The organism is Sphingomonas sp., from assembly GCF_019746665.1.
Lineage (GTDB): Bacteria > Pseudomonadota > Alphaproteobacteria > Sphingomonadales > Sphingomonadaceae > Sphingomonas.
Genome location: NZ_JAIERS010000014.1, coordinates 24,812 through 47,030 on the forward strand (window position 1 = coordinate 24,812; position 22,219 = coordinate 47,030).

At 68.6% G+C, this 22,219-nt stretch carries 23 protein-coding genes and 1 other RNA gene; 11 read left to right on the plus strand and 13 right to left on the minus strand.

Annotated features, from left to right (window positions below; translation table 11 throughout):
* Window positions 1–115 precede the first annotated feature (115 nt).
* Window positions 116–697: a TIGR00730 family Rossman fold protein gene (locus K2X73_RS10155; RefSeq protein ID WP_294110502.1), complete on the plus strand. Its 582-nt coding sequence runs from the start codon at window positions 116–118 to the stop codon at window positions 695–697.
* On the plus strand, window positions 694–1,620 hold the full coding sequence (locus tag K2X73_RS10160) for a phytoene/squalene synthase family protein (RefSeq protein ID WP_294110504.1): 927 nt from the start codon (window positions 694–696) through the stop codon (window positions 1,618–1,620). Before K2X73_RS10155 ends, K2X73_RS10160 begins: the two co-directional genes overlap by 4 nt.
* A gap of 12 nt (window positions 1,621–1,632) precedes the next feature.
* On the opposite strand, the gene K2X73_RS10165 is transcribed toward K2X73_RS10160, so the two are convergent.
* Both K2X73_RS10165 and K2X73_RS10170 read right to left on the minus strand, forming a co-directional pair.
* Complete coding sequence (locus K2X73_RS10165) at window positions 1,633–2,058, minus strand: hypothetical protein (RefSeq protein ID WP_294110506.1); 426 nt, start codon at window positions 2,056–2,058, stop codon at window positions 1,633–1,635.
* Between the two features lie 45 nt (window positions 2,059–2,103).
* Window positions 2,104–2,352, minus strand: a complete 249-nt coding sequence (locus tag K2X73_RS10170; protein WP_294110507.1) for a hypothetical protein — start codon at window positions 2,350–2,352, stop codon at window positions 2,104–2,106.
* Between the two features lie 92 nt (window positions 2,353–2,444).
* Here K2X73_RS10170 and K2X73_RS10175 point away from each other — a divergent pair, with 92 nt between their 5' ends.
* Window positions 2,445–4,259 carry an ABC transporter ATP-binding protein/permease gene (locus tag K2X73_RS10175; protein ID WP_294110508.1) on the plus strand — a complete coding sequence of 605 codons (1,815 nt, stop codon included), beginning with the start codon at window positions 2,445–2,447 and terminating at the stop codon, window positions 4,257–4,259.
* Between the two features lie 27 nt (window positions 4,260–4,286).
* Complete coding sequence (locus K2X73_RS10180; RefSeq protein WP_294110510.1) at window positions 4,287–4,952, plus strand: hypothetical protein; 666 nt, start codon at window positions 4,287–4,289, stop codon at window positions 4,950–4,952.
* A gap of 52 nt (window positions 4,953–5,004) precedes the next feature.
* On the opposite strand, the gene K2X73_RS10185 is transcribed toward K2X73_RS10180, so the two are convergent.
* The gene (locus K2X73_RS10185; protein WP_294110511.1) at window positions 5,005–5,586 is read right to left on the minus strand and encodes a pyridoxamine 5'-phosphate oxidase family protein; all 582 of its coding nucleotides are present in this window, start codon (window positions 5,584–5,586) and stop codon (window positions 5,005–5,007) included.
* Window positions 5,583–6,167, minus strand: a complete 585-nt coding sequence (locus tag K2X73_RS10190) for a TlpA disulfide reductase family protein (protein WP_294110513.1) — start codon at window positions 6,165–6,167, stop codon at window positions 5,583–5,585. The genes K2X73_RS10185 and K2X73_RS10190 overlap by 4 nt, the downstream gene beginning before the upstream one ends.
* Window positions 6,168–6,183: 16 nt before the next feature.
* Between K2X73_RS10190 and argH the strand changes: the two genes are divergently transcribed.
* The 5 genes from argH to K2X73_RS10215 all read left to right on the plus strand — a co-directional run bounded on the left by argH (window position 6,184) and on the right by K2X73_RS10215 (window position 10,926).
* Complete coding sequence (gene argH, locus K2X73_RS10195; RefSeq protein WP_294110515.1) at window positions 6,184–7,563, plus strand: argininosuccinate lyase; 1,380 nt, start codon at window positions 6,184–6,186, stop codon at window positions 7,561–7,563.
* Entirely contained in the window at window positions 7,560–7,793 is a 234-nt protein-coding gene (locus K2X73_RS10200; RefSeq protein ID WP_294110517.1) for a hypothetical protein, read from the plus strand. The genes argH and K2X73_RS10200 overlap by 4 nt, the downstream gene beginning before the upstream one ends.
* 162 nt (window positions 7,794–7,955) lie before the next feature.
* Window positions 7,956–9,212 (plus strand): diaminopimelate decarboxylase, encoded by a 1,257-nt coding sequence (gene lysA, locus K2X73_RS10205; protein WP_294110519.1) that lies wholly within the window; start codon window positions 7,956–7,958, stop codon window positions 9,210–9,212.
* Window positions 9,203–9,979, plus strand: a complete 777-nt coding sequence (locus K2X73_RS10210; protein WP_294110521.1) for an NAD(P)-dependent oxidoreductase — start codon at window positions 9,203–9,205, stop codon at window positions 9,977–9,979. Before lysA ends, K2X73_RS10210 begins: the two co-directional genes overlap by 10 nt.
* Complete coding sequence (locus K2X73_RS10215) at window positions 9,976–10,926, plus strand: CorA family divalent cation transporter (protein WP_294110523.1); 951 nt, start codon at window positions 9,976–9,978, stop codon at window positions 10,924–10,926. Before K2X73_RS10210 ends, K2X73_RS10215 begins: the two co-directional genes overlap by 4 nt.
* A gap of 356 nt (window positions 10,927–11,282) precedes the next feature.
* Here K2X73_RS10215 and K2X73_RS10220 read toward each other — a convergent pair whose 3' ends face one another.
* The 4 genes from K2X73_RS10220 to K2X73_RS10235 all read right to left on the minus strand — a co-directional run bounded on the left by K2X73_RS10220 (window position 11,283) and on the right by K2X73_RS10235 (window position 15,340).
* Window positions 11,283–12,425, minus strand: a complete 1,143-nt coding sequence (locus tag K2X73_RS10220) for an aminotransferase (protein WP_294110525.1) — start codon at window positions 12,423–12,425, stop codon at window positions 11,283–11,285.
* A 115-nt stretch (window positions 12,426–12,540) separates the two neighbouring features.
* The gene (locus tag K2X73_RS10225; RefSeq protein ID WP_294110527.1) at window positions 12,541–12,873 is read right to left on the minus strand and encodes a DMT family protein; all 333 of its coding nucleotides are present in this window, start codon (window positions 12,871–12,873) and stop codon (window positions 12,541–12,543) included.
* A gap of 77 nt (window positions 12,874–12,950) precedes the next feature.
* Window positions 12,951–13,292: a transfer-messenger RNA gene (gene ssrA, locus K2X73_RS10230) on the minus strand.
* Entirely contained in the window at window positions 13,292–15,340 is a 2,049-nt protein-coding gene (locus K2X73_RS10235; protein WP_294110529.1) for a thioredoxin family protein, read from the minus strand. The genes ssrA and K2X73_RS10235 overlap by 1 nt, the downstream gene beginning before the upstream one ends.
* Before the next feature lie 50 nt (window positions 15,341–15,390).
* Here K2X73_RS10235 and K2X73_RS10240 point away from each other — a divergent pair, with 50 nt between their 5' ends.
* Both K2X73_RS10240 and K2X73_RS10245 read left to right on the plus strand, forming a co-directional pair.
* Window positions 15,391–17,040: an alkaline phosphatase family protein gene (locus tag K2X73_RS10240; RefSeq protein WP_294110531.1), complete on the plus strand. Its 1,650-nt coding sequence runs from the start codon at window positions 15,391–15,393 to the stop codon at window positions 17,038–17,040.
* On the plus strand, window positions 17,037–17,381 hold the full coding sequence (locus K2X73_RS10245) for a VOC family protein (protein ID WP_294110532.1): 345 nt from the start codon (window positions 17,037–17,039) through the stop codon (window positions 17,379–17,381). The genes K2X73_RS10240 and K2X73_RS10245 overlap by 4 nt, the downstream gene beginning before the upstream one ends.
* Here K2X73_RS10245 and K2X73_RS10250 read toward each other — a convergent pair.
* From K2X73_RS10250 to K2X73_RS10270, 5 genes are all read right to left on the minus strand, one after another.
* Window positions 17,378–18,319, minus strand: coding sequence for a right-handed parallel beta-helix repeat-containing protein (locus K2X73_RS10250; protein ID WP_294110533.1), 942 nt, complete (start codon window positions 18,317–18,319; stop codon window positions 17,378–17,380). The genes K2X73_RS10245 and K2X73_RS10250 overlap by 4 nt on opposite strands.
* Before the next feature lie 85 nt (window positions 18,320–18,404).
* On the minus strand, window positions 18,405–18,980 hold the full coding sequence (locus K2X73_RS10255) for a DUF427 domain-containing protein (protein ID WP_294110535.1): 576 nt from the start codon (window positions 18,978–18,980) through the stop codon (window positions 18,405–18,407).
* Window positions 18,977–19,801: a protein phosphatase 2C domain-containing protein gene (locus K2X73_RS10260; protein WP_294110537.1), complete on the minus strand. Its 825-nt coding sequence runs from the start codon at window positions 19,799–19,801 to the stop codon at window positions 18,977–18,979. The genes K2X73_RS10255 and K2X73_RS10260 overlap by 4 nt, the downstream gene beginning before the upstream one ends.
* Window positions 19,802–19,847: 46 nt before the next feature.
* On the minus strand, window positions 19,848–21,155 hold the full coding sequence (locus K2X73_RS10265; RefSeq protein ID WP_294110539.1) for a dihydrolipoamide acetyltransferase family protein: 1,308 nt from the start codon (window positions 21,153–21,155) through the stop codon (window positions 19,848–19,850).
* Window positions 21,156–21,158: 3 nt separating this feature from the next.
* Window positions 21,159–22,217, minus strand: a complete 1,059-nt coding sequence (locus tag K2X73_RS10270) for an alpha-ketoacid dehydrogenase subunit beta (RefSeq protein WP_294110541.1) — start codon at window positions 22,215–22,217, stop codon at window positions 21,159–21,161.
* Window positions 22,218–22,219 lie beyond the last annotated feature (2 nt).

The window sequence follows — 22,219 nt, forward strand, 5'->3', positions numbered from 1 at the left end:
CGATGGTGGAGGGGCGGGGGGCGTTGAGCGATCGTTGCGCAAGCCCCCTCCACCATTCGCTATCGCGAATGGTCCCCCTCCCCCGCTATCGCAGGGGAGGATTTACGAGGACTATATGAACCGTCTCGCCGTCTATTGCGGCTCGGCCACGCCGGCCGATCCGGTGTACATCGAAACCGCCCGCCTCGTCGGGCGCACGTTCGCCGAGCGGGGCATCGGCCTCGTCTATGGTGGCGGGCGGCTGGGGTTGATGGGCGCGGTCGCGGATGCAGCGCTTGCCGCGGGCGGCGAAGTGATCGGCATCATGCCCCAGGCCTTGGTCGATGCCGAGGTCGCGCACCGCGGGCTGACCGAGCTTCACGTCTGCCGGACGATGCACGAGCGCAAGCAAGCCTTTACCGATCTCTCGGACGGGTTCGTCACGCTGCCCGGCGGCACCGGCACGATGGACGAATTGTGGGAAGCGCTCAGCTGGGCGCAGCTCGGCTATCACGCCAAGCCGGTCGGGCTGCTCAACGTCGCGGGCTTTTATGACGGGCTCCTCGCCTTCAATGCCAAGATGATCGAGGTCGGCTTCATCCGCGCGCACCACGCGAACATCCTGATCGTGAGCGAGACGATCGACGCGCTGCTCGCCAAGATGGCGGCCGCCGAGCCGGTGAAGACGATCCAGCAGATCGGCGCGGCCGACCTGTGACCCGTGCCGAGCTGGTCGCGGCGGCGCGCGCCTCGATCGCGCGCGGCTCGAAAAGCTTCGCGGCCGCCAGCCATTTGTTCGCGCCCAAGATGCGCGAGCGTGCCTGGCTGCTCTATGCTTGGTGCCGCGCGTGCGACGATCTCGCCGACGGGCAGGATCACGGCCATGGCATGACCCGGATCGACGACGCCCCCGCCCGCCTCGCCCGGCTGACCGCGCTCACCGAAGCCGCGCTTGCGGGGCGCGAGACGGGTGAGATGCCGTTCGATGCCTTGCGCGTCGTCGCCGCCGAGACCGGGCTGCCGGCGGGCTTCGCGCGCCACCACCTCGCCGGCTTCGCGCGCGACGCGGCCGAGTGGCGCCCCGCGACCGAAGCCGAACTGCTCGATTATTGCTATCAAGTGGCCGGCGTCGTCGGCTGCATGATGGCGGTGGTGATGGGGGTTTCGCCCAGCGACGAAACCACGCTCGACCACGCCTGCGAGCTGGGGCTCGCCTTCCAGCTGGCGAACATCGCCCGCGACGTGGCCGAGGATGCGAGCGTCGGCCGTTGCTATCTGCCGGGTGACTGGCTCGCCGAGGCCGGTATCGCCCGCGAGGCGTTGCTGGCCGATCCCGCGCGCCTCGTGCCGCTCGTCCGCCGCCTGACCGACCGCGCGGCGCAGTTCGAGGCGCGCGCGCGCCACGGCACCCCGGCGCTCCCGTTCCGCGCCGCCTGGGCGGTGCTGGCGGCGGCGCGCATCTATGGCGATATCGGCCGCAAGGTGGCGACGCTTGGCGCGGGCGCGCTCACCCAGCGGGTGGGCACCTCGCGCGGAGAGAAGATCGGGGCGATCTATAGCGCCTGGCATCAGGCGCGGCAGCGGGAACGGCTCTATCCGCCGATTGGAGGGCCGGCGCTTTGGGAAAGGCCGAGGCTCTAGCGACGCCAGCCTCTATCCCGCCGCGCGCCGTCCCCAAGGCAGCGCGAGCGACGGCACCGGCACCCGCGCCGCGATCCAGCCGCCGGCGAGCGGGGCGAGCACCGCGCCGAGCCGCATCCACAAGGGGTGGGGAATGGTGAACACCGTCACCAACCCGCCCGCGATCACCAAGGCGACAATCACCCCGCCGAGCCGCCCCGGCCCCGCGATCGCGCGGACCGCGAACGCGCCGACCGCGCTTCCCAGGCCCCAGCCGAGCAACGCCAGCGCCTTGGCGGCGAAGGGCAACTCGTCCATCACCTCGCCCTGATCGACGCTGTCCATGTTCGCGAAATTGGCCGGGATCGGGAAGAATTGCGCCGATACCGCCTCGATCCCGACGATCACCGCGAACGCCAACACGGCGCCCGCCAAGAGCGCCAAAACCATGCGAACCATCACCGCCTCCCTGAGCCATGATGATAGCAGATCGGCGCGTGGTGGTCAGCCGCCGCGGCGCACGGCTCGCCGCAAATCGGCACCGCCCACATTGGCCATATGGATGCCCGCCGCGCGACAGGTGGCGCTCACCACCGGATAGTCGAGGTCTGCGTGGCGTTGCAGCGCGATCGGCATCGCCTGCTGGCACGCCTCGATCGAGGCATAGCGCGTTGTTTCCAGGCGTTGCTCGACACAGGCGGCGCCATCATCGCCGCAACCGAGGATCGCCATCACATAATAAAATGGGCCCATCCGTCGTCTCCATGCGGCGGGTAGAACGTGGGGGCCTTGCCAAATGTTTCAACCGCTTTTGCGGCGGCCCCCGACGCCCTACATCAGGGGCAATGCCACCCGACACCCCGACCCGCGCCGAACCGCCGCTGCTGCCGACGCTCGCCCGTTTCCTCCCCTATCTGTGGCCGCGCGATCATCCGGGCTTGCGGCTGCGCATCATCGTCGCGCTGCTGCTCGTGATCGGTTCGAAGCTGGTGCAGGTCTATGGCGCGCCGTTCGCGCTGGCGGGCGTGGTCGATGGCATGGCGCGGGGCGAGCGCGGCGCCTTCGTGCTGATCGCCGCGCTCGCGCTCGGCTATGCGGCGGCGCGCTTCGGCAGCGTGTTGTTCGACAATCTGCGCAACGCGGTGTTTGAGCGCGTCGGGCAGGAAGCGACGCGGGCATTGGCGGTCAACGTCTTCAGCCATCTCCACCAGCTGTCGCTGCGGTTCCACCTCGAACGCCGCACGGGCGCCGTTTCCAAGGTGGTCGAGCGCGGCACCAAGAGCATCGACACGATGCTCTATTTCCTGCTGTTCAACATCGCGCCGACGGTGCTGGAATTGGTGCTGGTGCTGCAGATTTTCGGCAGCCGCTTCGGCGCCTGGCTGGTGATCGCGACGCTGGCGATGGTCGGCAGCTACATCTGGTTCACCCGCGTTGTCACCGATTGGCGCAATGCCTTGCGCGCGCAGCTCAATGATCTCGATACCGGCGCCGTCGCGCATGCGGTCGATTCGCTGCTGAACTTCGAGACGGTCAAATATTTCAACGCCGAAAGCCGCGAGGCGGCGCGGTACGACCGGGCGATGGCGGCCTATGCCCGCGCGGCGGTGAAGAACGAAACCTCGCTCGCCTGGCTCAATATCGGGCAGAGCTTCATCACCAACGCGATGATGGCGATTGGCCTGGGCATCGTGATCTTCGGCTGGCGCGACGGGCGGTTCGACGCGGGCAGTGTCGTGCTGGTCTCGACATTGCTCGCGCAGTTATTCCGCCCGCTCGATTTGCTCGGCATGGTCTATCGCACCGTGCGGCAGGGGGTGGTCGACATGGCGGCGATGTTCGACCTGATCGACGCCCCTGCCGAGATCACCGACGCCCCCGGCGCGCCGGCTTTGATGGTGCGCGCGGGGCATGTGCGGTTCGAAGGAGTCCACTTCGCTTATGATCCGGCGCGCCCGATTTTGAAGGGCATCGATCTCGACGTGCCCGCCGGCCACACCCTCGCGGTCGTCGGCCCTTCGGGCGCGGGCAAGTCGACGCTGGCGCGGCTGTTGTTCCGTTTTTACGATGTAAATGCCGGGCGGATCACCATCGACGGGCAGGACATCGCCCAAGTGCAGCAAGAGACGCTGCGCGCGGCAATCGGCATCGTTCCGCAGGACACGGTGCTGTTCAACGACACGATCGGCTATAATATCGGCTATGGCCGCGAGGGCGCCGCGCTCGCGGAGATCGAGCAGGCGGCGCGCGGCGCGGCGATCGCCGATTTCATCGCCCGCCAGCCCGGCGGCTATGACGCGCGCGTTGGCGAGCGCGGGCTGAAGCTGTCGGGCGGCGAGAAGCAACGCGTCGCGATCGCGCGCACCCTGCTCAAGAACCCGCCGATCTTGCTGCTCGACGAGGCAACCAGCGCGCTCGACAGCCGCACCGAGGCCGAAATCCAGGCAACGCTCGAGGCGATCAGCGCGCGGCGGACGACGATCGTAATCGCTCACCGTCTGTCGACCGTGGTCAATGCCGACGAGATCGTCGTGCTCGACGGCGGCGTGGTGCGCGAACGCGGCACCCACGCCGCGCTGCTGCGGCTTGGCGGGCTTTACGCGGAAATGTGGAACCGCCAGGCACAGGAAAGCGCTGAACAGGCACTCGCCGCCGAATAACGGCTGATGTCATTTCGATCGGACCTGATGTTCATCAAGATGAACATCAGCTTTCGATGGCGTTCATCCTGCGTTTACAACCGACGAACCGTTTTTCTCTGCGATGAACGGAAGAACAAAGCCGCCGCTGGCGCGCTTCTTCCCACGTCACTCCCGACGAACTGGCGTGGCACGATTCACAGGAGAATGATGATGCGTAGCAAGATTTTGGTCGCCCTGGCCGCCGCGGGCCTGGTGAGCGGCGCGGCGATTGCCCAGACCACGGGCGGTGCGGGCTCGACGGGTTCGACGGGCTCCACCGGTTCGACCAGCAGCGATCAGACCGGCGCGAGTTCGGGTAGCAGCACCAGCGGCACGATGAGCAGCCAGTCGGACGATCAGCGCGGTCGCGGCAAGGCCAAGCGCGGCAAGCACGGCACGGGCTCGGGCAGCAGCACCTCGGGTGGCAACTACAACGACCCGAACGGGACGAGCAGCGGTACCGGCAACCAAAGCACGTCCGGCACCGATGCTTATGGATCGACCACTGGGCAGGGCACGGCTTCCGACCCCAAGGGCACCGCGTCGGGCACCACCACCGATCCGATGAGCGGCACGACCGGAACCACGGGAACCACCGGGACCACGGGTAGCGCCGGAACCACCGGCAGCACGGGCTCATCCAGCTCCAGCAGCACGCCTACTCCGCGCTAATCGCCGAACGGTCTTTCGGGGGAAGATCGCTCTTCCCCCGAAGTTTTTATCTTCACGGCACCAGCCAGTGCGCCACCAACGTGCCGCTCGACCAGTCGAACCGCGCGCGACGGTGGCCCTCGGCGCTCAGCCAGAGCCAGTCAAGGCTGTGATAGCGCACGATCAGCACAGCGAATTGATCTTCCGCCCCGGGCGAGAGCAAGGGCGCGGGCGGCGGCGTCGCGACGACGCTGCCCGGCGCCGGCTGAATGGCGTAGCAGGCGCGTGCCTGCGGCGCGCTGGCGAGCCAGGCGGCGCGGGTGTCGGCGCCGGTCAGCACCGTCGCCTCGCCCGCCAGCCGTAGCTGCAGCTTCGCCCCCGGATCATAACCATGAACCATGACGCGCGGATCGGCGGCGAGTTCGGCGATCTTCGCGCTACGGCGATCGGTGTGGAGCCGCAGTCGTCGCGCATCCGGGTCGAAGGCGCGCAGCACCAGCGTGCGGACATCGGGCGCGCCATCGGCGGCGATGCTCGCCAGTTGCAGCGTTCGCCAAGGGCTCCGGCGATCGGCGACCGCGCGGCGCAGCAGGCGTTCGGCCTCGGCGAGCGCTTCGCCCAGATCGTCGGCGAAGGCGGGCCGGGCGGCGCTCAACGTGCTTCGGCGAGGAGCTTCGCCGTTTCGGCGCTCGTCCAGTCGCGCTCGCCCGAGGTGCGCCACACCTCATTGCCCTGCGAATCATAGAGGATCGTCGTTGGCAGGTTGACCCCCATGCCGCCGCTGATCTTGGCCTGATCGTCGTAGAGCGGCGGCAGGTTCTTGATGCCGCGCGCCTCCAGGAACGGCTTCACCTTGGCGAGCCCTTCGAGATCCTGGCTCACCGCGATCACGCGCAGGCCGCCGGGCGCCTTGCCGGCGAGCGTATCGAGCTGGGGCAATTCCTTCACACACGGCGCGCACCACGTCGCCCAGAGATTGAGCAGCATCGGCCGCCCCAGGAAGCTGTTGAGCGGCACATAAGCGCCCTTCGCGTCCTGCACCGCATAGGTCGGCAGCCCCTGCCCCTTATGGCTGCGGTCAATCGCGCCGGCCGCCATTTTCGCCACGGGCTTCGCGCCAGCGGGCATTTCAGCCGAGTTGGTGATGGTGACCTCGGACGCTTGTGACTGGGGCGCGGATTGCCTATCGCACGCGCCGAGCAGCAGGATCGGGAGACAGAAGATCAAGCGCGACACCGAAAGCTCCAATGCCATGTGGGGCGGCCGCTTCGCCGAGGGGCCCGCCGCGGTGATGCGCGAGATAAACGCCTCGATCCCCTTCGACAAGCGACTGTGGCGGCAGGACTTGCGCGCCAGCCGGGCGCATGCGGCGATGCTCGCCAAACAGGGCATTATCGGCACGGAAGATGCCGCCGCGATCGACGCCGGGCTGGAAGCGGTCGGCGCCGATTACGCGGCGCATGGCGTCCCCGAGGACCTGGCGCTCGAGGACATTCACATGCTCACCGAGGCGCGGCTCGCCGAGAAGATCGGCACGGTCGCGGGCCGGCTGCACACCGCGCGCTCGCGTAACGACCAGGTCGCGACCGATTTCCGGCTATGGGTGCGCGACGCGATCGATCAGGTCGCGATGGCGCTCGGTGGGCTGCAGGACGCGCTGATCGCCCGCGCCGAGGACCATGCCGACAGCGTGATGCCCGGCTTCACCCATCTGCAGAGCGCGCAGCCGGTGACGCTGGGCCACCATCTGATGGCCTATCATGAGATGATCGCGCGCGACCGCCGCCGCTTCGCCGACGCCCGCGCGCGCCTGAACGAGTGCCCGCTGGGCGCCGCCGCGCTCGCCGGCACGGGCTTCCCGATCGATCGCCACGCGACCGCGGCGGCGCTGGGCTTCGATCGCCCGACGCGCAATTCGCTCGATTCGGTGTCGGACCGCGATTTCGCGCTCGATTATCTGATGGCGGCAACCCAGTGCGCGCTGCACCTGTCGCGTCTGGCCGAGGAGTTCATCAACTGGGCGTCGCAGCCCTTCGGCTTCGTCGCCTTGAGCGATCAATGGTCGACCGGCAGCTCGATCATGCCGCAAAAGCGCAATCCCGACGCCGCCGAGCTGGTGCGCGGGCATAGCGGGCGGATCGCCGGGTGCATGATGGCGCTCACCATGACGATGAAGGGCCTACCGCTCGCTTATTCCAAGGACATGCAGGATGATAAGCCGCCGGTGTTCGAAGCGCACGACCTGCTCGGCCTGTCGATCGCGGCGATGACCGGGATGGTGCGAAGCGCCACCTTCCGCACCGATCGGATGCGCGCGCTGGCCGAATCGGGCTTCGCGACCGCGACCGACCTCGCCGACTGGCTGGTCCGCGAGGGCGGCCTGCCGTTTCGTGAGGCGCATCACGTCACCGGCCGCGCGGTGAAGCTGGCGGAAGCGCAAGGCGTGCGGCTCGATCAGCTCGACATCGGGTCGCTGCGGGCGATTGACTCGCGCATCGACGAGCGGGTCTATGCGGTGCTGAGCGTTGACGCCTCGGTCGCGAGCCGCACCAGTTTCGGCGGCACCGCGCCGGTTCGGGTGCGCGAAGCGATCGCCGCGGCGAAGGCGGCACGGGCGGGAGAAGAAGCATGAAACGCGCGCTGCTGCTGATCGCGCTGAGCCTTGCCGGGTGCGGCACCAATAATGGCGTGCGCCCGCTGGAGGGCAAGGCGCTGCCGGTCGCGCCCTATGGCGCGCAGGCGCAACCCACGCCCGCCGAGCTGCTGACCCCCGCGCCCCAGGCACGGCCGCAGCGCTCGAACGAGTTGCTCAAAACCTCCGAAGCGCGCCGGCAGGACGAGTTCGACCTGCCGCCGAATTGACGTCGCGATGCACCCTGCCATGATCCTTCCAACCTTCCCCGGCGAAGGCCGGGGCCTAGTCGCGCCTCGACAGCTTCGTCGCCCTCGGCCCGCCACCGTCCGGCAGCTGGGCCCCGGCTTTCGCCGGGGAAGAGGTTAAGGGACGAGTACAGGACCCCCATCTTGGACCATTTCACCTATCGCGACGGCGCCCTGTGGTGCGAGGACGTGCCGCTGGCGCGCATCGCCGAGGAAGTCGGCACGCCCGTCTATGTCTATTCGACCGCGACGCTTCGGCGCCACGCCGAGGTGTTTCACGCGGGGCTGACCGCCGTGCCGGGCGCGCACCTGGCGTTCGCGGTGAAGGCCAACCCCAATCTCGCCGTGCTGCGGGTGCTGGCGCAGGCGGGCTATGGCGCGGACATCGTCTCCGGCGGGGAACTCGCGCGCGCGCTGGCGGCGGGGATGGCGCCGGCCGACATCGTCTTCTCGGGCGTCGGCAAGCGCCGTGACGAGCTTGAAGCCGGGCTCGACGCCGGCATTGGTCAGTTCAACATCGAGCTGGAGGAAGAAGGCGCCGTCCTCGCGGAACTCGCCGCCGCGCGCGGCCAGGTCGCGCAGGCGGTGCTGCGGGTGAACCCCGATGTCGATGCCCGCACCCACGCCAAAATTTCGACCGGCAAGGCCGAGAACAAGTTCGGCGTGCCGATCGATCAAGCCCCGGCGATCTTCGCGCGGCTCGCCGGGCGCCCGGGGCTGGCGCTGCGCGGGGTCGCGATCCATATCGGCAGCCAGCTGCAGACGCTCGAGCCGCTCGAGGCCGCCTACCGCCGGATCGGCGCGCTGGTGGCGCAGCTGCGCGCGGCGGGCCATGCGATCAGCCATGTCGATCTGGGTGGCGGGCTGGGCGTGCCCTACCGCGCGGGGGACGCTTATCCCAGCCCTGCCGAGCTTGGCGCGATGGTCGCGCGCGTCACCGCCGATTGGGGCGTGACGCTGATGTTCGAGCCCGGGCGGGTGATCGTCGGCAATGCCGGAGTGCTGCTCACGCGGGTGCTGTGGGTGAAGCCGGGGGTGGTCCATCCGCATGTGATCGTCGATGCGGCGATGAACGACCTCGCCCGCCCCGCGCTCTACGACGCCTGGCACGATTTCGCCGCCGTCGCCCCGAGCGGCGCACGGATGACCGCCAACATCGCCGGCCCGGTGTGCGAAAGCGGCGACACCTTCGCCGTCGCGCGCGAGATCGACGCGGTGGCGCGCGGCGACCTCGCCGTATTCCGCACCGCGGGCGCTTACGGCGCGACGATGGCCTCCACCTATAACAGCCGCGCGCTGGTGCCCGAGGTGCTGGTGTCGGGCGATCGCTACGCGGTGGTCGCCGATCGCATCGCCCCCGCGACGATCCTCGCCGCCGAGCGCGTGCCCGAATGGCTGTGAGCCTGCACAGCCTGCCGATCTTCGTCCGGCTAGCCGGGCGGCCGGTGGTGCTGCTTGGGCAAGGCGAGGCGGCCGAGGCCAAGCGCCGGCTGCTCGACCGCGCCGGGGCGGTGATCGTGGAAGAGGCGGACGCGGCGCGGCTCGCGATCGTCGCGATCGAGGATGCAGCGGAAGCCGAAGCGGCCGCGCACGCGCTGAAAGCACAAGGCCTGCTGGTGAACGTCGTCGATCGCCCGGCCTTGTGCGATTACACCCTGCCCGCGATCGTCGATCGCGCGCCGGTGCTGGTCGCGATCGGCACCGGCGGCGCTTCGGCGGGGCTAGCCGCCGCATTGCGCCAACGGCTGGAGGCATTGCTGCCGAGTTCGCTCGGGAAGCTCGCCGACGCGCTCAGCGGCGCCCGCGCGAAACTGCGCGCGCGCTTCCCGGACCCTGCCGAGCGCCGCCGCGCGCTCGGCGCCGCGCTCGCCCCGGGCGGACAACTCGATCCGCTGGGGATCGCGGCGGACGTCGATTTCTGGCTAGACGATTATGTCGCGGGGCCAGGGCGCGACCTGTTCACGATGCGCCTTACGTCGCCCGACCCCGACGATCTGACGCTGCGCCGCGCGCGCCACCTCGCGCTTGCCGACCGCGTGTATCACACCGCGCGCGTGCCGGCGGCGATCCTCGACCGCGCCCGCGCCGATGCCGAACGCATCCTGGCCGATACCGCGCCCGACAATGATTTGCCGGGCCTCTCCGTGTTCGTGGATTACGCGCCATGAGCGGCTTCGCCTTTTGCGTCTGCGGCGCCCGCGTCACCGCGCTCGCGCCCAAGCAGGCGGTGACCGAGTCGGGTGAATTGGTGTGGATTCACCTCACCAGTTCGAACGAAGAAGCCGAGGCCTGGCTGCGCGGCGACGCGGGGCTGCCGGACTATATCGTCGAATCGCTGATCGCCGCCGAAACCCGCCCGCGCTGCGACCAGATTGGCGAGGGCGCCCTGCTCAACCTGCGCGGCCGATCGAGCGACGCGATGCCGATGTCCGATCCGCTCGCCTCGGTCCGCATCTGGGCGACGGCGGGGCGGGTGATCTCGGTCACCCGCCGGCCGCTCACGGCGGTAAAGCTGGTGTGCGACCTGGTGAAGGCGGGCAAGGTTCATGATCCGGGCGATCTGATCGCCGAGTTCGCGGTGGCGATCACCGAGGAGCTCGATCCCGATGTCGCCGATCTGGGCGATCAGCTCGACGATTGCGAAGCGATGCTCGATCCGGGGATGGTGTTCGAGCTGCGCCGCACCGTGACGCGCGTGCGCAGCCAGGCGATCGGCTATCGCCGCTTCCTGAGCCCGCAGCGCGCGACGCTGGAAAAGCTGGCGGCGCTGCCGGTCGGCTGGCTGCGCGATGACGACCGGCTGCACCTGGTCGCCGCCGCCGATCGCGCCGCGCGCATGGCCGAAGAGCTGGAGGCGATCCGCGAACGCGCCGCCCTGACGCACGAAGCGCTCACCGACCTCCGCGCCGAACAAATCGACGCGCGCGCGCTGATCATCTCGATCGTCGCGATGGTGTTCCTGCCGCTCACTTTCCTCACCGGGCTGCTGGGGATGAATGTGAAGGGCATCCCCTATGCCGAACGTCCCTGGGCGTTTGACGGGGTGGTCGCGGTGTGCGTGGTGCTGGCGGTGGGGATTACGCTGTTCTTCGTGGCCCGGCGGTGGTTCCGGTAGCAAGCGCCTCCCCTGTAAGGGGAGGTGGCATTCGCCTCAGCGACTGACGGAGGGGTGTCCCCGGCGAATAGAGGGCGATACCCCTCCACCGCCCTGTGGGCGGTCCCAGTTTTGGGTTGACCGTGCCCCGCACGGTCAAGGATCGTCCGGGGGACGATCCGACCCAAAACTCCCTTGCAGGAGAGGCGCTTTACGGTGAACTCCGGCTCAGTTTGATCACAAACAGCACTCATGCACGTCGCCCCGGCGAAAGCCGGGGCCTGGCTGCCTTGCGGCGGAAGAACAAGAAGCCAAGCCCCGGCTCGGGGACCGGGGCGAGGTGGTCTGAGTTGCTCTGGCGGGCGACTTGGCCAGCCTTAAGGCCGCTTTTCAAACCGCTCCAGCGCGGCGTTGATCGTTGCGTCCTGCTTGGCGAAGCACAGCCGCACCACGCGGGTCACCGCATCCTCCGCGTAGAACGCCGAGACCGGGATCGCCGCCACGCCCGCTTCCTCCACCAGCCAGCGGCAATAGCTGACGTCATCCATCGCGATGCCGCTCTCAGGCAGGTCGATCGACAGGAAATAAGTGCCGTGGCTCGGCAGCACCCGATAGCCAAGCGTGGTGAGCCCCGCCGCGAGCCGATCGCGCGCGCGGGCGAAATCGGCGCGCATCCCGTCGAAATAAGCGCGTTCCTTGCCCAGCCCATGGGCGGCGGCGGCCTGCAGATTGGGCGGGGTGGTGAAGGTTAGGAACTGGTGCGCCTTGGCGAGCGCACCGCCAAGCGCCGGATCGGCGCACATCCAGCCCACCTTCCAGCCGGTGAGCGAGAAAATCTTGCCCGCCGAGCCGATCTTCACCGTCCGCGCGCGCATCCCGGGCTCGGCCATCAGCGACTGGTGCGGCGCACCGTCGAACCGGACATGCTCCCACACCTCGTCGCAGATCGCGATCAAGTCGCGCTCCTGGCAGAATGCCGCCAGCAGCCGGCGCTCCTCGGCGCTGGCGACGCTCGCGCTCGGGTTGAGCGGATCGTTGAACAGGATCAGCCGCGTGCGCGGGGTGGCGGCCGCCTCCAGCGCTTCGCGGGTGATGCGCCATTCGGGCGGCTCGAGCCGGACGAAGCGCGCGACGCCCCCCGCGCGCTCGACGAGCGGGAGATAGGCGTCGTACATCGGCTGGAACAGGATCACCTCGTCGCCCGGCGAAATCAGGGCGAGGAGCGCCGCCGCCAGCGCTTCGGTCGCGCCCGAGGTCACGATCACTTCCTCCGGCGTGAGATCGAGCCCCTGATGTGCGCGGTAATGCGCCGCCACCGCCGCGCGCAGCGCCGGAACGCCCAGCATCGGCGGATATTGGTTGGAGCCGGTCAGCAACGCCTCGGCGGCGGCCTGCAGCACATCCTCCGGCCCGCGCCCATCGGGAAAGCCCTGGCCGAGATTGACCGCCCCCGTCGCCCGGGCGCGGGCGGACATCGCTTCGAAAATCGTGGTGCCGAGCTTGGCGTAAACCGGGTTCATACCCCTCGCTTCCGATGACCTCATTGCGTCCCCCCGGCCTTGCGCCACGATCCCGCTGCTCGGCAAGGGTGAAGGGCAGCGGGACCCGTGACGAAGGCGGGATGACGGCCTCCGCTCACTTCCACACCAGCAGCGCGACCGCCCCCATGATCAGCACGAACGCCGCCGCGTGGCGCCAGCCGAGCGGCTCGCCCAGCACGAACGCGGCGAAGCCGGCGAACACCAGTAGCGAGATTGCCTCCTGCGCGATCTTGAGCTGCGACGCGCTCCAGCCATGCGCATAGCCGAGGCGATTTGCTGGCACGGCGAAGCAATATTCGATCAGCGCCAACCCCCAGCTAATCGCGATCACCCGCACTATCGGCACCCCGGCACCCGCCTTCAGATGCCAGTACCAGGCGGTCGTCATGAAGAAGTTGGAGGCGAGCAGCAGCGCGATCGTCGGCATCGCCGCGTGATGCGCGCAAAGCCTTGGGCTGGCAATGAAAGTGGGGAGCTTCTGTTGCTCGGTGCTCCCCGTACCGCCGGAATCCGCTTCTGTTGCCCGGTGCGGCCCCAACCGCGCTTTTGTCAAACTAACCTAGACCGTGAAGTCTTGGGTTAGGCCGCAATCGCGAGCGCCTCGTTATCGTTGGCACTTGTGTGATGGGCCGTTGCGGTGGTCCCATTCCGAGCGAAAACAGCGCCTTTCAACACACGTCGATCCTGGTTCGGCCCCGTCAAACCCGCTCGCTGCCGAGCGGTTTTGGTGGAGCCGCCGGGTACTGCCCCCGGGTCCGCTGCGTCTATTTCACGCCGCAGTTTATCGCCATAGCCGGACGAACCGGCAGCCCTTGATATAAGGCGTTGGCGGTTAAAGAAAAGGCTCAGCTGCCTGCCTTGGCGATCAACAGATCGGGGGTCAGCACCTGGGGCAGCACCTCGGGCTCGCGCGCGCCGACCGCGTAATAGAGGTAGAGCGGCACCCCGGCGCGGTTATGCGCCTCGATGAAGCGGCCGAGCTTGGCGTCGCCGCTGGTCCAGTCCCCCACCAGGGTGCTGACGCCGTGCTTGGCGAAGGCGGCTTGAACGGGGTCCGTGTCGATCGCGACGCGCTCGTTCACCTTGCACGTCAGGCACCAGTCGGCGGTGAAATAGACGAATACCGGCTTGCGATTGGCGCGCAGCGTGGCGAGCGCCTCCTCGCTGAAAGGCTGGGCACCCGTGCTCGTGGATGCCGCCTTGGCCTGCGGCTTAACCGCCCAGGCGGTCGCGCCCGTCACCGCGGCGAGTGCCACTAGGGCGATCAGTCCGGCGCCCAGACCACGCCGCTGGCGCTCGCCCACCAGGAACAGCACGGCGGCGATCCCGACGATGCCCGCCAGCCCGATCGCCATGCCATCGACCCCCGCCTCGCCGCCCAGCACCCAGGCAAGCCACACCGCGGTCAGGCCCATCGGCAGCGCCAGGAAATGGCGGAAATGCGCCATCCACGCGCCGGGCTTGGGCAGCGCGCGGCGCAACGCGGGCACAAAGCCGATCGCCAGGAACGGCAGCGCCAGCCCAAGGCCGAGCCCGGCGAACACGCCCAGCCCGGCATACCAGGGGAGCACCAGCGCCGCGCCGAGCGCCGCGCCCATGAACGGCCCGGTGCACGGCGTCGCGATGATCGCCGCAAGCGCGCCGGTCGCGAACGCGCCGCTCGCCCCGCTCGCCGAATCGACGAAACGGGGGGTGGGAATCTCGAACAGCCCGGCGAGGTTCAGGGTGAGCGCCGCAACCAGCAGCAACAGCACCGCGACGACGCCCGGGTTCTGCAACTGGAACGCCCAGCCGACCGCGGTGCCGCCCGCGCGCAGGGCCAGGATCGCCGCGCCCAGGCCGACGATCACGCTCAGCACCCCGGCGGTATAAGCGAGGGCCTCGCGCCGCGCCTCGCCCTCATCCACGCCGCCGCGCGCGAGCTGCAGTGCTTTCAGGCTCAGGATCGGGAAGACACAGGGCATCACGTTCAGGATCAGCCCACCAAGGAGCGCCCCGCCTAGCGCGAGCAGCGCCGCCGGCAGCCACGCCGCCATCGGCGCCTGCCCCACCGGCACCGGCACCACCCCTGGCTCGGCGCGCAGCAGCAGTCCTTGCGCCTTGCCGATCCGCAGCACGCCCTCGATCGGGCCATCGACGGGCTTGGAGGCTTGTGTCTCCAGGATCAGCCGATCGCCGTCGCGCGTTACTTTCTGCGATGCGTTATAGGCGACGCGGTTGGGGGTGGTCGCGAAGAAATAGGCGTCGCTCAGCGGCGCGCCGGCGGGATAAGGGATTGCGAGCCGCAACCCCTTGGCATCGCGTTGATAAGTGGCGGCGGCGCCGAGCGGCTTGGGCAGCGCCTGGCGGAATGCGTCGAAGCGCGCGCGCGCCTCGGGCGTGATCGCCCCGTCCCCCACCACCAGATCGAGCGCGAGATCGGCCTTTTCGGGCACGCAAATCTGATCGGTGCAGACGAGATAGCTCGCCTTCAGCCGGATCGGCAGCTTGGTCCCCGGCGCGAGATCGGGCGGAAGGTGCAGATCGATCAACGGGGTAAAGCGCTGGTCGAACACATAATTTTGCAGCGCGTCCGCCCCCTCGCCGATCAGCAACGTGGTTGGCACCGGATAGCGCGGCGCGTCCGCCGTCACTCCCGGGGGCAGCGTCCAGATAAGCTTGGCCGGAAACCCCGCATCGCCGGGATTCTGCCAATAACCATGCCAGCCAGGCTGCGGCACAGCGTCATAGGCGATCGTCACCGTCCCGCCCGGCGCGGGCGCCGTGCTTTCTGCGGTGAGGGTGATGGCGATATGCGGCCCCTTGGCATAAGGATCGGGCGATTGCGCCATTGCCGGCACGGCAAGGCCGAGCCAGAGCAGCATCGTCACGATCACGAAACCTAAGCGCCGCATGTCCGCCGTCCGTTAGCCCTTTTCACCGGCGCCAAGAAGGAGAAAAGCCGATGAAGCACGCAATTGCTTTCGCGAGCTTGCTCGCGCTGGTTACGCCCGCCGCGCTCGCGCAGGAAGCGGCGCCCGCCACTGCGCCCGCGCCACGCCCGGCGCCCAGGCTGATCGTGACGATCTCGGTCGATCAATTCTCCGCCGATCTGTTCGCGAAATATCGCAACCGCTTCACCGGCGGCTTCAAGCGGCTGCTGGAGGGGGCAGTATTCCCGGCGGGCTATCAAAGCCACGCCGCGACCGAGACCTGCCCGGGCCATTCGACGATCCTCACCGGCATGCACCCCGCGCGCACCGGCATCATTGCCAACAGCTGGACCGATCTGAAGACGGCCCGCGCCGACAAGACCGTCTATTGCGCCGAAGATGAGAGCGTACCCGGCAGCACCAGCGCCAGCTACACCGTTTCGGACAAGCATCTGCTCGTCCCGACGCTCGGCGAGCGGATGAAGGCGGCGAACCCGGCGGCGCGGATTGTCTCGGTCGCCGGGAAGGACCGCGCGGCGGTGATGATGGGCGGCCACAAGGTCGATCAGCTCTGGTGGTGGGACGGCAAGAAGTTTTCGAGCTATGCCGGCCGCGCCGAACCCGAAGCGGTGAAGCGCGCCAACGCCGCCGCGGTCGAGCGCGTCGCCGCCGGCCAGCCAGCGCTCGACGAGCCCGATTTCTGCCGCGCGCATGATCGCCCCGTGAGCATCGGCGCGGGCAAGATGATCGGCACTGGCCGCTTTCAGCGCGCGCCGGGCGATGCCCGCCCGTTGCGCGCCTCGCCCGAGTTCGATGGGATGGTGTTCAGCCTGGCGGCCGGGCTGATCGAGGAGATGCGGCTCGGCAAGGGGGAGACGACCGATCTGATCGCGGTCGGCGCTTCCGCCACCGATTATGTCGGCCACACCTATGGCACCAACGGAAACGAGATGTGCCTGCAACTCGCCGCGCTCGACGACACGATGGGCGATTTCTTCGACAAGCTCGATTCGCTGGGGATCGACTATGAAGTGGTGCTCACGGCCGATCATGGCGGACATGACGCGCCCGAACGCCTGCGCGAGCAGGCGATCCCCAATGCCGCGCGGATCGCGCCCGAGCTGACGACCAAGGCGATCAGCGATGCCGTCACGGCCAAGCTCAAGCTGCCGGGACAGGTGTTGTTCGGCGATTCGGGTTCGGGCGATGTGTGGATCGACCCCAAGCTCACCCCGGCGCAAAAGGCGGCGGTGACGCGCGAGGCGCTCGCGCTCTACCGCGCTCACCCGCAGGTCGCCGCCGCGTTCAGCCGCGCCGAGATCCTGGCCGCCACCCCCGCCACGCTGCCGCCGCCCGCCTGGAGCCTGATCGAGCGCGCCAAAGCGAGCTATAACCCGGATCGTTCGGGCGACCTTCTGATCGCGCTGAAGCCGAACATCACCCCGATCCCCGATGCGACGCGCGGCTATGTCGCGACGCACGGGTCGTTCTGGGACTATGATCGCCGGGTGCCGATCCTGTTCTGGCGCAAGGGCATGGTGCCGATGGAACAGCCGCTGCCGGTGGAAACGGTCGACATCGCGCCGACTCTGGCGGCGACGATCGGACTGAAACTGGGCGCGCCGGAAGTCGACGGCCGCTGCCTAGATCTCGACGCGGGGGCCGGGTCGACCTGCCCATGACCGCGCCGACGCTGCGCCGCGCGATCATCTTCACCCGCGATCTCGCGGGCATGACACGCTTCTATCGCGACGTGATCGGCCTCACCGTGATCGAAACGAGCAAGGGCTGGGTCGATTTCGAGGCGGGCGGCACCCGAATTGCCTTGCACGCGACCGATGCGGAGATGGGCGAGGGACCCATCAAACTCGCCTTCTTCGCGGCGGATGTGGCGGTGATGCGGGCCATGTTGGTGGCGCGCGGCGCCGCGTCATTCGGCCCGGTCAAAAGCTTTGGCGCGCTGCAGCTCTGCGACGGCTTCGATCCAGACGGGAACGCGGTCCAGCTGTCGAACCGGCCCTAGCGCGCCTCATACGGCCGCACCCCAGGCCCGAGCGTGTTCGCGCCGATCGCGAGCCGCTGCTTGCTCGCGTCCGCCACGAACGCGGGCGAGCGCGTCTCTCCCGGCGAAAGTCGCGCGCTGTTCCCCTCGATCCGCAACCCGGCCGAGGAATAAGTACGCGCCTCGGGCGCCACGCTGATGAACGCGGTCCAATTCTCCTTGTTGCGGCCCTGTACCATCGTGTTGCCGCTGATCGTCCCGGTCGCGCCTTCGGAGAGGTCGATCATGTAATTGGTCTTGGCGCCCTGCGTATCGTCGAAGCTGTTGCCGCTGATTTCGACCCGGGGAACACGCAGCTTCACATAATGGCCACCGCGACCCCGCTCGAAGCGGCTGGCGGTGACGGTCACCTGGCCCTGGTTGGCGAGGTAGATCGAATGGGCGCAATCGGGCGTCTCGTCGCACTGGCCGAGGCCGGCGAAGGTCGAATGATCGATCACGATCTTCTGCGGGCCCGAAACGCCGCCCAGAATACCCTCCTGGCTATCAAGGAACATCGAATTGCTGACGGTCAGGTCGCCGATCTCGGTGCGGATGCCGGCGCCGTTGCCATCGCTTACCCGGATGCCGCGAAAGACGATCCCGTCGACTACCGCCCCGCGACCCCGCAGCACGAATGCCGCCTTGCCCTCGCAAGCGGTGCCCTCGAACACCACCGTCCCCGGGGTCTGCGCCTTGAACACGGTGCGGCCCCAATTCTGCACCGCGCACTGGCGATAGCGGCCCGGCGCGATGACGATGGTGGACCAAGTGAACTCGCCGCGCGGCTTGGCCGCCTCCAGCGCCTGGTCGAGCGTGGCATAGCTCTGCCCGGTCTCGGCGATGGTGAAAGGGCGCGGTTCCTGCGCGGCGAGCGGCGCGGCGAAGGCAAGGGCGATCAGCGGGGGCAAGGGACGCATAAATCCTCCGCCCGCCGCTATCCCCCCGCGCGGCGCGGGACGGAAGCGCGATAAAGGGTAAACGCCGTCCCGAAAGGCGACAGCGCTACCAGGCGCCGGTGCCGGGCGCGCCCTTGATCGGTCCCTTGATCCGCGCCGTCACCCAGCCGCCATAATAGCCACCCGGCTGCGGCTGAACCCGCTCGTCATTCACGAAACAAGCGAGCTTGGCGGGATAAAAAGCGAACCGCCCCGCGATCGCGCCAAAGCCGCGCCCGAGATCGTCGAGCGGATCGGGATAGCTATACGCCGCCGCCACCACCCGCCCCGCGGGCGTGACGAGATCGTAATGCACCGCCGCGCCCTTCCACTCGCAGAGCGTGACATAATCAGTCGGTACCAGCTCCGCGCGCAGGCTCTCGGGCGCCAGATAGGGCACCGGCGCGCCGGCGGTCTCGCACACCCAGACCGGCGATGTCGTGTCGGCGACGATCAGCGCATGGTGCTGGACGCGCAGATGCTCATTGCCCTGGCGAACCAGCGGCGGGCGCGGATAGTCCCACACCGATTCCTCGCCCGGCCCCACCGGCTCGGGCACCGGGCGCGGGGCGTGCGCCCATTTGGCGCGCGCGGGGCCGACCATGGCGAGCAGCTCGGCGTGGGTGGGGAGAGTAACGCTCATGCCGCGCACCGCAGCCACAGGGCGGTGGCGTCGTCCGAAATCTTGAACCGCGGGTAGCGCGCGCAATCGGCATCCGCCCCCTCGATCGCGCGCAGCCGCCCGGCGAGTCCCGCGAGCCCCTGCTCGGCGAGAGCGGCGAACAGGTTGGCGGGATCGAAGGCGCGATATTGGTCGATCAAGGCGGCGAAACCGTCGGTCATCAACACGAGTTCATCCCCGGGCATGGCGGGCAAAGTCGCGAAGGCCAGCGGCGCGACGGCCTGCGGATCGACACCGAGGACCGCGCGCCCCGGGCGGGCGCGCTGCTCGCGCAAGCTCGCGAGGATCGGCGCCGGACGCTGCTTACGCGCCAGCCCATGCGGCGCGAGGGCCGCCGCGTGGGCGACCTCATCGTCGCGCCGATCGGCACGCGGCCCGGCGCGTTCGACGCGATCGCCACGCTTGACCAGCGCCATACAATCCCCAGCCCAAGCAAAACGCAAGCCGCCGGGCACCGCCTGCGCGGCGAGAAAGCTGGCCGAGGGTAGCTCCCACGCGCCCTGCGGCGCGCGCTGGCGCACTGCGGTGAAGCGCCGCGCAACCCGCGTCACCACCATGTCGCAGATCGCCTCGATCGTGTCGTCGCCGGCGGCGGCGAAGGCCAGATTAGCCTCTTGCGCGAGCCACGCCGCGCCGCCGCGCGCGCCGACGAGCCCGGGCTCGCCCAAATCGGTCGCGCCATCGATCACCCACGCGAGCGCATCGGCGCTACCCCCGCGATCGTCGTTCGGGGTAAGATCGTCCCCGGCGAGGCTCATCGACTGGATCAGATCGAAGTGCATGGCCATTGCCTCGCCGGGCAGAGTGAAGGCCCAGCGCCGTGCCGCCTCAATCGGCGAACAGCAGCACCGGGGTTTCGAGCAGCTTCTTCAGCGCCTGGACGAAGCTGGCGGCGTCCCAACCGTCGACCACGCGGTGGTCGCAGCTGATCGACAGGTTCATCAGCTTGGCGCGGACGATGTCGTCGCCCTGGAACACCGGGCGCTCGACGATCTTGTTGGGGCCGATGATCGCGACTTCGGGGCGGTTGATCACCGGCGTCGTCGCGATTCCGCCGAGCGGCCCGAGCGAGGTGACGGTGAGGGTGGAGCCGGACAGTTCCTCCGACTTGGCCTTGCCGGTACGCGCGGCCTCGGCCAGGCGGGTAATCTCGGCGGCGAGCTGCCAGATATTCTTGTCCTGCGCATCGCGGATCACCGGCACCATCAGCCCGGCCTCGGTCTGCGTCGCCATGCCGAGATGCACGCGGCCAAAGCGCGTCACCACCCCCGCTTCGTCATCATAGCGGGCGTTAAGCATCGGGAAGGCGGGCAGCGTCTTGCAAATCGCGACGATCAGCAGCGGCAGCATGGTCAGCTTGGGGCGCTGCCCCCGCGCGCCGTTCAGATCGGCGCGCATCGCCTCCAGCGCGGTCACGTCGATCTCGTCGACATAAGTGAAATGCGGGATGTGGCGTTTCGCCGCCGCCATATTCTCGGCGATACGACGCCTGAGGCCGATCACCTTCACGGCCGCATCATCGCGCGCGCGGCTCGCATGGGGGGAGTGATAGCCCTGGCCCGACTGGTAGCGCAGATAGGCGTCGAGATCGGCGTGGCGGACGCGATCGCCCTCACCCTTCACCAGCGCGAGATCGACGCCGAGATCCTTCGCCCGGGCGCGGACGGCGGGGGAGGCGAGAACGTGGCGCACCGCGCCCAGGCGCGGCGCGGGAACATCGCCACCGGGCTGATGAACGAAGGGTTCGGCCGCCGGCGACGCGAGAGATGCGGTTTCCTCCACTCCGTTGGAGGGGGCGGGAGCGTCGGGATTCTCGGCCTTATACTGTTCAGCGACTTCGGCCTGTTCGGCGCTCGCCGGCGCCGCGATCGCCTCGGCTTCGGCGGGCGCCTCGCCCGCGACCTCGATCACCACCAGCGCCGCGCCGATCGGCACCATCGCGCCGACCTCGCCGGCCAGTTCGACCACTCGGCCAGTGACCGGACTTTCCATCTCGACCGTCGCCTTGTCGGTCATCATGTCGGCGATCGGCTGATCCTCGCGGACCTCGTCGCCCACGTTGATGTGCCAGGCGACGATCTCGGCCTCGGCGATGCCCTCGCCGATATCGGGCAAGCGGAAGGTGAAACGCGCCATCGGTCAGTCCTTCAAAATCGTCTTGAGCGCCTCGCCGATCCGCACGGGGCCGGGGAAATAGGCCCATTCCAGGCTGTGCGGATAGGGCGTGTCGAAACCCGTGACGCGCAACACCGGCGCCTCCAGGTGATAGAAGCAGCGCTCCTGCACCAGTGCAGAAAGCTCGGCGCCGAAGCCCGAGGTACGGGTGGCTTCGTGGATGATCAGACAGCGCCCGGTCTTCTTGACCGAGGCCTCGATCGTCTGGATGTCGAGCGGCACCAGCGTGCGCAGGTCGATCACCTCGGCATCGACGCCGTGCTCGGCCGAGACCGCGAGCGCGACGTGTACCATCGTGCCATAGGCGAGGACCGTCAGCGCCTCGCCCTCGCGCACCACGTTCGCCTGCCCCAGCGGGATGCGGTAATAGCCGGTCGGCACTTCGCCGGCGGGATGCTGCGACCAATTCTGCGCCGGCTTGTCCCAATAGCCGTTGAACGGGCCGTTATAGAGCCGCTTGGGTTCGAAGAAGACGACCGGATCATTATCCTCGATCGCGGCGATCAGCAGCCCCTTGGCGTCATAGGGGGTGGCGGGGATCACCGTCTTCAGCCCGGCGACATGCGTGAAAATGGCCTCGGGTGACTGGCTATGCGTCTGCCCGCCGAAAATGCCGCCGCCCATCGGCGAACGCACCGTGATCGGGCAGGTGAACTCGCCCGCCGAGCGATAGCGCAGCCGCGCCGCCTCGCTCACCAATTGGTCGAGCGCAGGGTAGATATAGTCGGCGAACTGAATTTCGGGCACCGGACGCAGGCCATAGGCGCCCATGCCGATCGCCACACCGGCGATGCCGCATTCGGTGATCGGGGTATCGAACACCCGCGTCTTGCCATATTTCTTCTGCAAGCCCGCGGTCGCGCGGAAGACGCCGCCGAAATAGCCGACATCCTCCCCCATCACCACCACGTCGGGATCGCGCGCCATCACCACGTCGAGCGCGGAGTTGATCGCCTGGATCATGTTCATCCGCGCGGTCTCGCCTTCGGCGGCGACGGCGGGATCGTTCAGCACATCGCTCATCG